Source organism: Kitasatospora atroaurantiaca (genome assembly GCF_007828955.1).
Classification (GTDB): Bacteria; Actinomycetota; Actinomycetes; order Streptomycetales; family Streptomycetaceae; genus Kitasatospora; species Kitasatospora atroaurantiaca.
In genome coordinates, this window is record NZ_VIVR01000001.1 from 130,219 (window position 1) to 143,630 (window position 13,412).

General features: G+C 71.1%; 11 protein-coding genes. 6 read left to right on the forward strand and 5 right to left on the reverse strand.

What is annotated here, in order from left to right; all coding sequences use genetic code 11:
- The first annotated feature begins 53 nt into the window (after nucleotides 1-53).
- From FB465_RS00630 to FB465_RS00650, 5 genes are all read left to right on the forward strand, one after another.
- On the forward strand, nucleotides 54-1,034 hold the full coding sequence (locus FB465_RS00630; RefSeq protein WP_145797049.1) for a hydroxyacid dehydrogenase: 981 nt from the start codon (nucleotides 54-56) through the stop codon (nucleotides 1,032-1,034).
- A 78-nt stretch (nucleotides 1,035-1,112) separates the two neighbouring features.
- Nucleotides 1,113-2,264 (forward strand): Gfo/Idh/MocA family protein, encoded by a 1,152-nt coding sequence (locus FB465_RS00635; protein WP_145786614.1) that lies wholly within the window; start codon nucleotides 1,113-1,115, stop codon nucleotides 2,262-2,264.
- A complete protein-coding gene (locus FB465_RS00640; RefSeq protein ID WP_145786615.1) occupies nucleotides 2,264-3,415 on the forward strand; it encodes a dihydrodipicolinate synthase family protein in 1,152 nt (383 codons plus the stop codon). The genes FB465_RS00635 and FB465_RS00640 overlap by 1 nt, the downstream gene beginning before the upstream one ends.
- 47 nt (nucleotides 3,416-3,462) lie before the next feature.
- Nucleotides 3,463-4,296, forward strand: a complete 834-nt coding sequence (locus FB465_RS00645; RefSeq protein ID WP_145786616.1) for a sugar phosphate isomerase/epimerase family protein — start codon at nucleotides 3,463-3,465, stop codon at nucleotides 4,294-4,296.
- Nucleotides 4,293-5,390, forward strand: a complete 1,098-nt coding sequence (locus FB465_RS00650; protein ID WP_145786617.1) for a glycerate kinase — start codon at nucleotides 4,293-4,295, stop codon at nucleotides 5,388-5,390. Before FB465_RS00645 ends, FB465_RS00650 begins: the two co-directional genes overlap by 4 nt.
- A gap of 97 nt (nucleotides 5,391-5,487) precedes the next feature.
- On the opposite strand, the gene FB465_RS00655 is transcribed toward FB465_RS00650, so the two are convergent.
- The 5 genes from FB465_RS00655 to FB465_RS00675 form a co-directional block, all read right to left on the reverse strand.
- Nucleotides 5,488-5,904: an SRPBCC family protein gene (locus FB465_RS00655; protein WP_246192426.1), complete on the reverse strand. Its 417-nt coding sequence runs from the start codon at nucleotides 5,902-5,904 to the stop codon at nucleotides 5,488-5,490.
- Between the two features lie 31 nt (nucleotides 5,905-5,935).
- The gene (locus tag FB465_RS00660; protein ID WP_145786619.1) at nucleotides 5,936-6,280 is read right to left on the reverse strand and encodes an ArsR/SmtB family transcription factor; all 345 of its coding nucleotides are present in this window, start codon (nucleotides 6,278-6,280) and stop codon (nucleotides 5,936-5,938) included.
- Complete coding sequence (locus FB465_RS00665) at nucleotides 6,277-6,741, reverse strand: SRPBCC domain-containing protein (RefSeq protein ID WP_145786620.1); 465 nt, start codon at nucleotides 6,739-6,741, stop codon at nucleotides 6,277-6,279. Before FB465_RS00665 ends, FB465_RS00660 begins: the two co-directional genes overlap by 4 nt.
- 118 nt (nucleotides 6,742-6,859) lie before the next feature.
- Entirely contained in the window at nucleotides 6,860-8,029 is a 1,170-nt protein-coding gene (locus FB465_RS00670; RefSeq protein WP_145786621.1) for a glycoside hydrolase family 3 N-terminal domain-containing protein, read from the reverse strand.
- Between the two features lie 260 nt (nucleotides 8,030-8,289).
- Nucleotides 8,290-10,734, reverse strand: a complete 2,445-nt coding sequence (locus FB465_RS00675) for an RICIN domain-containing protein (RefSeq protein ID WP_246192427.1) — start codon at nucleotides 10,732-10,734, stop codon at nucleotides 8,290-8,292.
- 591 nt (nucleotides 10,735-11,325) lie between these two features.
- Between FB465_RS00675 and FB465_RS00680 the strand changes: the two genes are divergently transcribed.
- Nucleotides 11,326-13,407: a ricin-type beta-trefoil lectin domain protein gene (locus tag FB465_RS00680; protein ID WP_145786622.1), complete on the forward strand. Its 2,082-nt coding sequence runs from the start codon at nucleotides 11,326-11,328 to the stop codon at nucleotides 13,405-13,407.
- The last annotated feature ends 5 nt before the right edge of the window (nucleotides 13,408-13,412 follow it).

The window sequence follows — 13,412 nt, forward strand, 5'->3', positions numbered from 1 at the left end:
GGTCACCCGAGCCGACGGACCCCGACCGGCGCCGCCCGCGAGCCGTGCTGGCCATGCACCCGCAGCTCGCGCCGCAGTTGATCGACCCGCGCACCCTGGCCCGGCTCACCAGCCTCGCCGAGATCGACCCCGCGGTGATCCTCGACGACTTCACCACCCCCGAGGCCCTCGCCGCACTGGCCGACACGGAGGTCCTCGTCACCAGTTGGGGCTGCCCGCCGATCGACGAGGCGGTGCTGGCGGCCGCACCCCGGCTGCGCGCCGTCCTCCACGCCGCAGGATCGGTCAAGCACCATGTCACCGAGGCCTGTTGGGAACGCGGTATCCAGGTCACCTCAGCCGCCTGGGCCAACGCCCTGCCGGTTGCCGAGTACACCCTCGCCGCCATCCTGTTCGCCAACAAGCAGGTTCTGCGGATGGCCGCCGACTACCGCGAGCGCCGCGCCCCGTACGACTGGCAGGCCGCCTACAGCAACGTCGGCAACTACCGCCGCACCGTGGGCATCGTCGGCGCCTCCCAGATCGGCCGCCGGGTACTCGAACTGCTCCGGCCGTTCGACCTGCACCTGTTGCTGCACGACCCGTACGTGGACCCGGAGGAGGCCGCCGCGCTCGGCGCCTGCCTGGTGGAGCTCGACGAACTGTGCGCGCTCAGCGACGTGGTGAGCGTCCACGCACCCCAGCTGCCGTCCACCCGGCACATGATCGACCGTCGCCGGCTCGCCCTAATGCCCGACGGTGCCACGGTGGTCAACACCTCGCGCGGCTCACTGATCGAGCAGGACGCGCTGATCGCCGAACTGGTCACCGGGCGCCTCGACGCCGTGCTCGACGTCACCTCGCCCGAGGTGCTGCCGGCCGACTCGCCGCTCTACGAGCTGACCAACGTCCTGCTCACCCCGCATGCCGCCGGCTCCCTCGGCGGCGAACTGCACCGGCTGGCCGCCGCCGCAGCCGACGAGCTGGCCTGCTACGTCGCCGGACTGCCCTTCGCGCACCCGGTGCTGGCGCAGGACATCCACCGCACCGCCTGACCGGCCGCCGGTTCGGCGCGTATCTTTGGTAAGCGCTTTCCATATGCGCTTCCGTTCCACCTTGAAGGAGAACCACCCATGGCCCGCAGAGTGATCGGCATCGTGATGAACGGTGTCACCGGCCGGATGGGCTACCGTCAGCACCTCGTCCGCTCCCTCCTGGCCATCCGGGCGCAGGGCGGCCTCGATCTCGGCAACGGCGAGGTCCTGTGGCCCGAACCGATCCTGGTCGGCCGCAGCGAGCGCAAGCTCAAGGAGCTCGCCGAGCGGCACGACCTGGCGCACTGGACCACCTCGCTGGACGAGGCGCTCGCCCACCCGCTCGCCGAGATCTATTTCGACGCCCAGCTGACGCAGGTCCGCGAGCAGGCCATCCGCAAGGCGATCGCCGCCGGCAAGCACATCTACACGGAGAAGCCCACCGCCGAATCCCCGGACGCCGCCCTGGTGTTGGCCCGCCTGGCCCGCGAGGCCGGGGTCTGCAACGGTGCGGTGCAGGACAAGCTCTTCCTGCCCGGCCTGCTCAAGCTCAAGCGCCTGGTGGACGGCGGCTTCTTCGGTCGGATCCTGTCCGTGCGCGGCGAGTTCGGCTACTGGGTGTTCGAGGGCGACTGGCAGGACGCCCAGCGCCCGTCCTGGAACTACCGTGCCGAGGACGGCGGCGGCATGATCCTGGACATGTTCCCGCACTGGCGGTACGTGCTGGACGGCATCATCGCCCCCGTCCGCTCGGTGTACGCGCACACCGCCACCCACATCCCGCAGCGCGTGGACGAGCAGGGCCAGACCTACAAGGCGACCGCCGACGACGCCGCCTACGGCATCTTCGAGCTCGAGGGCGGCATCACCGCCCAGATCAACTCCTCGTGGGCCGTGCGGGTTGACCGCGACGAGCTGGTGGAGTTCCAGGTCGACGGCACCGAGGGCAGCGCCGTCGCCGGTCTGCGCAACTGCCGGTTCCAGCACCGGGCTTCGACCCCCAAGCCGGTCTGGAACCCCGACCTGCCGGTGACCGATTCGTTCCGTACGCAGTGGCAGCAGGTGCCGGACAACGCCGAGTTCGACAACGGCTTCAAGATCCAGTGGGAGCTGTTCCTGCGCCACGTGGTCACCGGCTCCGAGTACCAGTGGGACCTGATGGAGGGTGCCAAGGGCGTCCAGCTCGCCGAACTGGGCCTGCGCTCCGCCCGTGAGGGCCGCCGCCTCGACGTGCCCGAGCTGGAGATCTGATGACCGAGCTGTGCCTGCCCGGCATCGGCGCGTACCGGTTGCGCGAACCCGAGCCCCTCGACCTGCCGAGCACCGCTCCCACCTCGCGTATCGCCTTCGCCGCCGCCCACGTGGTCGCCGACCCGCTCGGCGATAACGCCCCCGGCGCGCCCGCCGCCGTCGACTGGGACGCCACCCTCGCCTTCCGCCACCACCTGTGGTCGCTCGGCCTCGGCATCGCCGACGCCATGGACACCGCCCAGCGCGGCATGGGCCTCGACTGGGCCGCCACCCGTGAACTCATCACCCGCTCCGGCGCCGAGGCCCGCACCGTGGGCGGCCGCCTGGCCTGCGGCGTGGGCACCGACCAACTACCCTCGTCGGACGCCTTGTTGGCGGACATCCTGGCCGCCTACGAACAGCAGTTGGAGGTGGTCGAGCAGGCCGGCGCGCAGCCGATCCTGATGGCCAGCCGGGCACTCGCCGCCGCAGCGGACGGCCCGGACGACTACCTGCGCCTTTACGGCCGCCTGATCGGCCAGTCGCGGCAGCCCGTCATCCTGCACTGGCTCGGCGAGATGTTCGACCCCGCGCTCAAGGGCTACTGGGGCTCCGCCGACCTCGACCGGGCCACCGAGACCGTGCTGGAGCTCATCAAGGAGCACGCGGGCCGGATCGACGGCATCAAGGTCTCCCTGCTCGACGCCGACCGCGAGATCGCCCTGCGTCGCGCCCTGCCCGAGGGCGTCCGCCTCTACACCGGCGACGACTTCAACTACCCTGAGCTCATCCGCGGCGACGAACTCGGCCACAGCCACGCCCTGCTGGGCATCTTCGACCCGATCGCCACCAAGGCCGCCGCCGCTCTGCACGCCCTGGACGCGGGCGACCTGGACCGCTACGACGCGCTGCTGGCGCCCACCCTGCCGCTGGCCCGGCACCTGTTCGCCGCGCCGACCTACCACTACAAGACCGGCATCGTCTTCCTGGCCTGGCTGGCCGGCCACCAGAGCCACTTCACCATGGTGGCCGGCGCCCAGAGCGGTCGCTCCGTCCCCCATCTGGTGGAACTCTTCCGGCTCGCCGACGCGGCCGGCGTCCTGCCCGACCCGGACCTCGCCGTCGACCGGATGCGCCGGTTCCTCGCCGTGGCGGGGGTGGAGGCCGAGTGAGCGAGCGGTGGGGGCACCCCCGGCCGAAGGCTGAGGGAGAGCGAGCCATGAGCACGAGCCGACTGTCGCTGAACCAGATCACCACCAAGGGCTGGAGCCTGCCCGAAGCCGTTCAGGGCTGCGTGGATGCCGGAATCCCGGCGATCGGCCTGTGGCGGGACAAGGTCGCCGACACCGGTGTCGCCGAGGCGGCGAAGCTGGTCCGCGACGCGGGCCTTGCAGTCAGCACCCTGTGCCGGGGCGGCTTCCTCACCGCCACCGGCGCCGAGGGCCGCCGGGCCGCCCTCGCCGAGAACCTCCGCGCCCTCGAGGAGGCGGCCGAACTCGGCACCGACACCCTGGTCATGGTGGTCGGCGGCCTGCCAGAGGGCAGCCGGGACCTGGCCGGCGCGCGGGAGCGGGTGGCCGAGCTGCTCGGCGAACTCGCGCCCCACGCCGGTGATTTCGGTGTCCGCCTGGCGATCGAGCCGCTGCACCCGATGTTCTGCGCCGACCGCGCCGTGGTCTCCACCCTCGGCCAGGCCCTCGACCTCGCCGAGCGGTTCCCGGTCGACCAGGTCGGTGTCGTCGTGGACAGCTACCACGTCTGGTGGGACCCGGAGTTGGCCGCTCAGATCGCGCGAGCCGGCGCGGGCGGCCGGATCGCCTCCTACCAGGTCTGCGACTGGACGCTGCCGCTGCCGGTCGACGCCCTGCTCGGACGCGGCCACGTCGGCGACGGCCACATCGACTTCGCCGCCCTGACCCGGATGGTCACCGACGCCGGCTACACCGGTTGGATCGAGGTCGAGATCTTCAACGAGACGACCTGGGACACCCCCGGCCGACAGACCCTGGCGACCATGATCGAGCGCCACCACTCGTACGTGGAAGCGCCATGAGAGTCGTCATCGCGCCGGACTCCTTCAAAGGGACCGTCACCGCCGCGGACGCGGCCCGGGCGCTGGCCGAAGGCTGGCTCTCCATCAGACCGGACGATCACCTGACGATCCGTCCGATGGCTGACGGCGGCGAGGGCACCCTCGCCGCCGTCGCGGCCGCCCATCCGGGGACCTCCCTCCACCGGGTGGGCGGCTGCACCGGCCCCGACGGCCGCGCCGTCGACGGCGAGTACGCCCTCCTGCCGGACGGCACAGCCGTGGTCGAACTCGCCACCGCCAGCGGCCTCCCGCTCATGACACACCCCGCCCCGCTCACCGCCACCACCCGCGGCACCGGCGAACTCATCGCCGCCGCCCTCGATCGCGGCGCGACCCGCCTGCTGATCGGCCTCGGCGGCTCCGCCTCCACCGACGGCGGAACAGGCCTGCTCCAAGCCCTCGGCCTGCGCCTCCTCGACACCGACGGCCTACCCCTGCCGGACGGCGGCGGAGCGCTCACCCGCGCCCGCCGGATCGACCGCAGCCACCTCCGGCCCGCCCCGCCCGGCGGCGTGCAGCTGCTCACCGACGTCACGAACCCGCTGCTCGGGCCCGACGGCGCAGCCGCCGTGTACGGACCGCAGAAGGGCGCCGGTCCCGAGGAGATCGCCCGACTCGAAGCGGGGCTCACCCGGCTGAGCGAGCTGGTCGGCGGCGCGCCGGACCAGCCGGGCGCCGGCGCGGCCGGCGGCACCGCCTACGGCCTGGCGGCCGTCTGGGGCGCCGTCATCACCGCCGGGGCGGCCGCCGTCGCGGACCTGCTCCGCCTCGACGAGGCGGTCGCGTCGGCCGACCTGGTGATCACCGGCGAAGGACGGTTCGACGCAACCAGCCTCCGTGGCAAGGCCGTCGGCGAGGTTCTCGCCCGAGCCGGCCGGGCGGGTGTCCCGTCGAAGGTCGTGGCGGGCGATTCCTCCGACGGCTCCGCGCTCACCCTGACCGCGCTCGCCGGCTCGTCCCACGCCGCCCGTACCGAGGCCGCCCACTGGCTCCGGCAGGCGGGCGCCCGACTGGCCACCGCGGCACAAGAGTCCGCCTGCGAGGCCCGGCCGTAGGCCGGTCGGCGGGTGAACCACGGGGACACGCCGCCGTGCTGGTGGTGGTCGGGTCGGACGGGTTCCGCCGGCATCGGGGCGTGCCTCGCAGGCGGCGTCAGTGCCAGTTGCTGATCTGCACGTCGTGCGGATGCGGCGCGCCGGTGCCCGTCTCCACCAGGGACTTCAGGCTCATCAGGAAGGTCGCCCACTTGGTGCTGCAGTGGTTCATGAACTCGACCGGCTCGCGCCAGCCCGCGTGCGCGAACATGACGATCGTCCACTCGCCGTCCTGGGCCAGGTCGAAGCTCACCGTCGTCCCGACCCACTCGGCCGGACCGTCGACGACCTCCCACAGCACCCGCGCGTTCGGTTGCAGGTCGAGGACCTTCATGTCGAAGCCGCCGACGTTGCCGAAGCGGAACTTCAGAACCCCGTCGCCGTCCCCGCTCGTGTCGGTCGTCCACCACGCGGCCAGGCCATCGACCGTGGTGAGCGCCTCGTAGACCTTCTCGGGGGTCGCCGTGATTCCCACTCGGTGCAGGATGTCCACCATCGTTCTCTCCCTACTTCTTCGTGTTCTTGGCTCGTTGGATCGCCTCGGAGAGGCTCTTGATGCGGCGCAGGCGGGCGTCCCACATCGCGCCGACGGAGTTCAGTTGGGCGACGGCACGGGCCAGCTGTGCCTCGTCCACGTGGTAGCGCTTCTCCCGGCCCGACGGTTCGGACCGGACGAGCCCGACCCGGTCGAGCACGACCAGGTGTTTGGCCACCGCCTGCCTGGTCACCGGCAGGTGCGCGCTGAGGGTCGTCGCGGTCCCCTGCCCCTCGGCCAGCAGAAGGTCGATCATGCGACGCCGGGTCGGGTCCCCGATCGCCGACCAGAGGTCGTCGTCGACCGCGGTGCTCATCGCGCGGCCGCCAGTCGGTCGGCCGCCGCGGCCAGGCGCGGCAGGTAGAAGTCCCAGCCCTGCCGGTGGTCGTTGTAGTGCGCCTCGAGCACGGCGGCCTCCCAGCCCCGCTCGCGGTAGCCGGTCTCGCGGAAGCGGACCGTGGTCCCCTCCCCCGTCGGGACGAGCTCGAAGGTCACCAGCAGCGAATTGCCCGGGCCCGCCACCTCTGTCTCGTCGTACGTCCAGCGGAACGAGAACGTCCGCGGCGGGTCGGCCTCGACGACCGTGAACGGCGCGGAATTGTGCCGGCCACTGCTCTGGTCCGTCCATGTGAGGCTGCCCGTCGCGCCGGCGACCGGCTCGAACTCGGTCTCGGCGCTCCACCACTCCCGGATGTACTCGGGGCTGCTGAGCACCTCGAACACCACCTCGGGCGAGGCGTCGATGTGCAGTTCGCGCTCGATGCTCCCGTACTCCATGGCCCGTCCCCATCTTTCGCAACTATCGGTTGCACATAACCGTAGTCGACTCCCGGTAGTTGCGCAACCAAAAGTTGCATTGCCGGGCGAGGTGACAACGATCGCCAGGCTTGGCAGCTCAGGCGAGGCTGTGCCGCAGGCGGACGATCCGGTGCAGGGACGCGTCGAACTGCCGCGGGTCCAGCGTCCCGCCGGTCAGTGCGTCGGCCAGCGCCTCGGCCACCGCCTGCCCGTGCGAGATGTCCCGGGTCGCCTCGAGGATCAGGTCCATGCCGGCCTCCGCCGCGAGAACACCGTTCTGCGCGGGAGTGCCGAAGGCCGCCAGGCCGCCCGCGTTGATCGCATCGGTGATGGTCACCCCGCGGAAGTCGTGGCGCCCGCGCAGCTCCCGCTGGATCACCGTCCGGGACAGCCCGGCCGGGCGGTCCGGGTCCAGGCCGGTGTAGATGGCCCAGGAGAGCATGACCAGCTGGACGCCCGCGCCGATCGCCGCCTCGTACGGGAACTCGTCGACGCGGCGCAGTTCGGACCGCGAGGTGGTCAGGGTCACCGGGGCCAGGTCGGTGTTCTCGGAAGCGGTGGCGGAACCGAGCCCGGGGAAGTGCTTGGCGGTGGCCGCGACGCGGGTCTCCTGCTGCGCGGTGATGAAGGAGCGGCCGCAGACCGACACCACCTGCGGGTCCATGCTGAACGAGCGCTGGTACTGGTCCAGGAAGTCCCCGGCTGCCCGGTAGACGCCGAGCACCGGGGCCAGGTTGACGTTCACCCCGGCTCCGCGGAGCAGCAGGCCCGCCTCGCGGCCCGCGCTCGCGGCGGCCTCGGCCGGGTCCGCCGACTCGCCCATGGCCTTGGCCGACAGCACCGGGCCGCCGGGCAGCCGCCGGACCTTGCCGCCCTCCTGATCGGCCATCACCAGCAGCGGGGCGCCTGCCGGACTGCTGCGGTTGGCCTCGTGCATCTGCTGGACGGCGGCGGTGATCTGGCTGAGGCTCGACACGTTCTCGCCGAACAGGATCACCCCGCCCGCCAGTCCGGCGGCGATCAGGTCGAGCAGGCTCTGCGGCACGGTCGTACCGGGGTAGGAGAAGATCACCCGCTGGCCGGCCATCTGCTGCGGCGTCAGGCAGGGCTTCGACGCACCGTCAGGGTCCTCCACCGGACGGGGGGACGCGCCGCCCCGGGTGGCGGCCGCGGCGGGGGCGGTGAGCCCGAGTCCGGCTGCGGTGGCCAGACCGGCCCCGGCGAGCAGCGTACGGCGGCGGGAGATCGGGTTCCCCGGGTGATCCATCGCGTTCCTCCAGAGGGTGCGGGCGCGTCCCGGTCTACCCGACGGCCTCCCGGGCAGCCCGCAGGCACGCGCGGGAGATCGCTCACCCGGACCAGCCGCACACCCCCGACCGGCCTGATCACCGCTCACCCCCTTGCCCCCTCGCCCCCTTGCCCCCTTGCCCCCTTGCCCCGGGAGGGCGTACGTGGGTGTGGGCCGAGCCCGCCTGGCGATGCGCGGGCATGCCAGGCGGGCTCGGGTTGGTCGTACGGCGGAGCCGATCAGCCGACCTTGACCAGTTGCCACTGCTGGTTGCCGCCGCCGTTGGTGGGCCACTGGTCGACGGCCGCCCCCTGGCTGGTGGACGCTCCGACGACCTCGGCCTTGTAGCCGTTGGAGCGGGCCTCGATCGTGTAGGTGCCGTTGGCGGCCGGCGCCACCAGCCACTGCTGGTTGGCGTCGCCGTTGGCGGTCCACAGCTTCAGCTGGGTCCCGGGTGACGTGGTGGCGTTGGGGACGTCCAGGACCTTGCCGCTGGCCAGGCCGGTGATGGTGTAGTAGCCGGCACTGTTCCGGGCCAGGGTCCACTGCTGGTTGGCGCCGCCGTTGGCGGACCACTGGATGATGGGCGTGCCATCGGCGGTGGCGCCTCCGAAGGCGTCCAGGAGCATGCCGCTCCTTGCGTTGACCAGCTTGTAGGTGCCGGACAGATCGACGGCGGTCCCGGGGGTGATGGACAGGTTGGAGTACTGGACGGGGTAGTACCCGGCGGTGCCCAGGCCGATCTGGCCGCCGCCGTAGCTGCCGTCGGTGACGGTGCCCACCGTGGTGCCGTCGATCCTGGCGGTGATGGAGGTGCCCTGGAAGGTCAGGGCGAGGTTGTGCCAGGTGCCCTTGCCCGGGGCGCTCACCGTGCCGCCGGCCAGGGTGGTCCAGGTCCACGACCCGTCGGACTTCAGCAGCGACCAGGCGCCGGTGTCGCTCAGCCGCAGGTGGTAGGCGTTCAGGCCGCCGTTGTTCTTGGTCTGGGTGGTGACCCTGCCCAGGATCTCGGCCGCGCTGCCGCTGTTCTCCAGCAGCACGTCGGAGCTGACCGTGTAGTCGCTCCAGCTCAGGTCGCCCATGAGGGTGTAGGGCTGGGTGGACGACTCGCCGGTCCAGCGGATCGGCGTGGTCTGCGCCATCTGGCGCAGACAACTGCCGCTGCGGCCGCCGCCGCAGGAGGCCGCCTCGAAGGCGCCGTTCATCGTGGAGAAGTACGTGGCCTCCTGGCCCGCGCCGTATCCGGCGAAGCTGTCGGCGTACGGGAGCGCGAGCCTGCTGCGTTGCGGACTGGTGGCGCTGCCCGCGCCCTGGCCCGTGGTGGTGGTCACCGTGTAGACGCGCCCGGGCGCCAGGGTGAGCTGGTACGTGCCGTTGGTGGCGGTCAGGTCCGCGCCTCGCACCATGCGCGGGGTGGCCGTGCCCGGGCTGGACAGGTCGGTGGACCACACGTGCAGGGTGCCGCCGGGCAGTCCGCCGGCCACGGAGAGGGAGACGGTCTGCGACGCGGTGGCGTCCATGGTCTCGAGGACGGTGCTCCAGCTGCCGCGGTCGGGGGCCGCGTAGCTGACGTAGCTGCCGTTGCCGCGGCTGCCGCCGAGGTAGCCAGTGGCGGTGTCGAGGTACTTCCAGCCGGGTGAGGTGAACTGGGTGGTCTGGGCGATGGACCAGGTGGTGCGGCCGACCGTGTAGGCGCCGGACCACGGCTGGTTGGCGGTGATCAGCCCGTCGGAGCTGAACTCGAGGTTCTGGTAGAGAGACGCGACGACGGGCCAGTTGACGTACGCGGTCATCCTTCCGTCGATGTAGCCGCGGTTGATGGCGCGGGCGACCGCGGGGGCGCCGGTCTCGGCGTCCTCGGAGCCGTTCTCGCTGGCCCAGAGCGTCTTGCCGGTGGCGATGGCGTCGGCGCTGGAGGAGCAGGTGGTCATCGCCGAGAGGTACCCGCACGGGTAGTGCGAGCCGACGACGTCGACGGCGGCGTTGAGCTTGCTGTCGCTGCGCATGGCGGTGGCGACGGACCAGCCGAAGTTGTCGCCGGCCACCAGCTTGGTGGAGGTGTAGCCGTTGCCGGTCAGCGCGGACTTCAGGTTCTCGTACCAGGTGGCGTTGTAGTCGCGCTCGTTCCAGCCACCGAGGTAACTGATGCTCAGACCGTGCTGCTTGGCACACCCGAGCCAGGAGACCAGGTAGTCGATCATGTCCTGGGAGTAGAAGCTGCCGTTTCCGATCCAGCCGGGTGCGCCCCAGGACAGGCCGGCGAACTTGATGGCGGGATTACGGGCCTGGGCCTGCTCCATCAGCCACCACTCGTAGCCGGCGTTGCAGTCGATGGTGCCCCTGGTGTGCTCGATGCTGGCCTCGGCGCCGTCGGTGGAGTTGGTGTCGCCCCCGACCTCGACCTTGAGGATCTGCAGGTCCGCCCCGTAGCCCGGCTTGAACAGGTAGTCCAGGATCTGGCTCTGCTGGGCGGCCGGGTAGTCGCGCAGCAGGCGGGTGTTGCCACCGCCGCCACTGATCGCCCCGATGCCGTCGAAGGTGCGCCCCGGGCTTGCGCCGTCCACCGTGATCGAGGTCGATGTCGCGGCCACCGCGGGGTGGGCGTCGGCCAGGCCGAACAGAGCGCCGAGTAAGAGGACCAGGACGGTCGGTACGCTGAGGTGGTGCCGTGATGTCCAGGTCACGTGGACTCCTTGGGGGGTCTCGGGAAATCGGGGCGCTCGTCCGACCGCCCCCTGGGGTGGGATGGCGTCCGCCGGCGTCGCTCGCCGGCGAACCACTGCTGCCGATACCTGAAGTGCCGCTCGCCGGGCCACAAGCTGATGGCCTCGTCGGGATCGATCCGTTCTGACGCAGTCTTAGAACGACTTCCGCACACATGTCAACAGAATCGGACGTAATCGCGCACGGTTGGGACCGAACGGCCGAGTCCGCCGGTGGAGCGGTCGGCCGAGAGCCTCCGGTGCGCCGCCCCCGGACGTCACTTGTCGCCCCGTCAGCTCTCGGTGACCGGTTCGGGCGCATGAGTCAGTAGGTATGTGAACGCTAACATTTACCTGCCGGAAACCTTGACGCGTCCCTGCGGCTGACCCATAGTGATGGCCACCGAGCCGCTCACCATACGCACTTCACCCCCGCAGATGCATGAGCGCGTCATCGGCTGATTTGTGAGCGTTAACATTCATCCCTCGCAGCCGGTTTCTGAGCCGGCTCGTCGACGCGGTGCCCACCCTCCGCGTCCACCGGAACGGAAGGTGTTCACCTTGATCGTTCGGATGCGACCTCGGCGCCTCTGCCGGAACGCCCTTGTCCGGGTCGTGGTGCTCGCGACGGCCGCGGTCGGCGCGCTCGTCGGTGTTCCCCACGGGGCGGACACCGATCTCGCCCGCACGGAACCGACCGCGGTGACGTCGAACCAGGTGTCCGTACCATCGGCTCCGATGGGCTGGGCGTCGTGGAACAGTTTCGCCGCCAAGATCGACTACAACGTGATCAAGGCGCAGGTGGACGCCTTCGTGGCGGCCGGCCTGCCGGCGGCCGGGTACCAGTACATCAACATCGACGAAGGCTGGTGGCAGGGCACCCGCGACAGCGCGGGCAACATCACGGTCGACACCTCCGAGTGGCCCGGCGGAATGAGCGCCATCGCCGACTACATCCACAGCAAGGGCCTCAAGGCGGGCATCTACACCGACGCGGGCAAGAACGGCTGCGGCTACTACTTCCCGACCGGCCGTCCGGCGGCGCCGAACACGGGCAGCGAGGGCCACTACGCCCAGGACATGCTGAAGTTCTCCACCTGGGGCTTCGACTTCGTCAAGGTCGACTGGTGCGGCGGCGACGTCGAGGGGCTCGACGCCAGGAGCAGCTACCAGGCCATCAGCGACGCCGTCGCGCAGGCGGCGGCCGCCACCGGCCGGCCCCTGACGCTGTCCGTCTGCAACTGGGGCAAGCAGAACCCCTGGAACTGGGGTGCCGGCATGGCCCCCATGTGGCGGACCAGCAACGACATCGTCTTCTTCGGCAACGCGCCCTCCTGGTCCAACATGCTGTCCAACTTCGACCAGACCCTGCACCCCGCGGCGCAGCACACCGGCTACTACAACGACCCGGACATGCTGATGGTCGGGATGCCCGGTTTCACCGCCGCCCAGAACCGCGCCCACCTGAGCCTGTGGGCGATCTCCGGCGCGCCGCTGCTGGCCGGCAACGACCTGACCACGATGACCGCCGAGACCGCCGGAATCCTGAAGAATCCCGAGCTCATCGCCGTCGACCAGGACCCGCGCGGCCTGCAGGGCGTCAAGGTCGCCGAGGACAGTACGGGCCTGCAGGTGTACGGCAAGGTGCTCTCCGGCAGCGGCAAGCGCGCCGTCGTCCTGCTCAACCGCACCTCCAGCGCCCAGAACGTCACCGTCCGCTGGTCCGACCTGGGCCTGGCGTCCGCGTCCGCCACCGTCCGCAACGTCTGGTCGCAGACGGACCTGGGCGGCTTCGGCACCGGCTACACCACCAGCGTCCCCGCCAAGGACTCGGTGCTGCTCACCATCGGCGGCACCGAGGCGGCAGGCACCACCTACGAGGCGGAGTCCACCGCCAACACCAAGGCCGGTTCGGCCGTCAACGCGTCCTGCGCGAACTGCTCCGGCGCCGCCAAGGTGGGCAGCGTCGGCAACGGGGCCGCCAACACCCTGCGCTTCAACGGCGTCGCCGCCGGCAGCACCGGCGTCAAGGTCGTCGACATCGCCTACGTCAACGGCGACGGCAAGCCCCGTACGGCCGTGCTCCAGGTCAACGGGCAGACCGCCACCACGGTCTCCTTCCCGCCGACCGGCTCCTGGAGCGCCTCCGGCACCGTTTCGGTCGAGGTGTCGCTGGCCAAGGGCTCCGCCAACACGCTGACCTTCTCCAACGCCTCCGCCTGGGCGCCCGACCTCGACGCCGTCAAGGTGAGCGACCTCCCCGGCACGAACGGCGCCGAGATCATCGGGCAGCAGTCCGGCCGCTGCGCGGACATCTTCAACGGCACCATCACCAACGGCACCCAGGCCGCCCTGTGGGACTGCAACGCCGGCGGCAACCAGTCCTGGACGTACACCGCGCGCAAGGAGCTGGTGGTCTACGGCAACAAATGCCTGGACGCCTACCAGGCAGGCAGGACCAACGGCACCAAGGTCGTCATCTGGGACTGCAACGGCGGCATCAACCAGACCTGGAACGTGAACGCCGACGGCACCGTCACGAATGTCAACGCCGGCCTCTGCCTCGACGCCTCGGGCGCGGCCACGGCCAACGGCACAGCACTGGACCTGTGGGCCTGCAACGGCGGCAGCAACCAGAAGTGGACCCTTCAGTAGCCCAG

What these genes read in the sequence shown, in the direction of transcription:
- FB465_RS00665 (WP_145786620.1), bottom strand. Translation starts at nt 6,741, where the DNA reads ATGGAGTACGGGAGCATCGAGCGCGAACTGCACATCGACGCCTCGCCC.
- FB465_RS00670 (WP_145786621.1), bottom strand. Translation starts at nt 8,029, where the DNA reads ATGGATCACCCGGGGAACCCGATCTCCCGCCGCCGTACGCTGCTCGCC.
- FB465_RS00645 (WP_145786616.1), top strand. Translation starts at nt 3,463, where the DNA reads ATGAGCACGAGCCGACTGTCGCTGAACCAGATCACCACCAAGGGCTGG.
- FB465_RS00650 (WP_145786617.1), top strand. Translation starts at nt 4,293, where the DNA reads ATGAGAGTCGTCATCGCGCCGGACTCCTTCAAAGGGACCGTCACCGCC.
- FB465_RS00660 (WP_145786619.1), bottom strand. Translation starts at nt 6,280, where the DNA reads ATGAGCACCGCGGTCGACGACGACCTCTGGTCGGCGATCGGGGACCCG.
- FB465_RS00680 (WP_145786622.1), top strand. Translation starts at nt 11,326, where the DNA reads ATGCGACCTCGGCGCCTCTGCCGGAACGCCCTTGTCCGGGTCGTGGTG.
- FB465_RS00630 (WP_145797049.1), top strand. Translation starts at nt 54, where the DNA reads ATGCACCCGCAGCTCGCGCCGCAGTTGATCGACCCGCGCACCCTGGCC.
- FB465_RS00635 (WP_145786614.1), top strand. Translation starts at nt 1,113, where the DNA reads ATGGCCCGCAGAGTGATCGGCATCGTGATGAACGGTGTCACCGGCCGG.
- FB465_RS00640 (WP_145786615.1), top strand. Translation starts at nt 2,264, where the DNA reads ATGACCGAGCTGTGCCTGCCCGGCATCGGCGCGTACCGGTTGCGCGAA.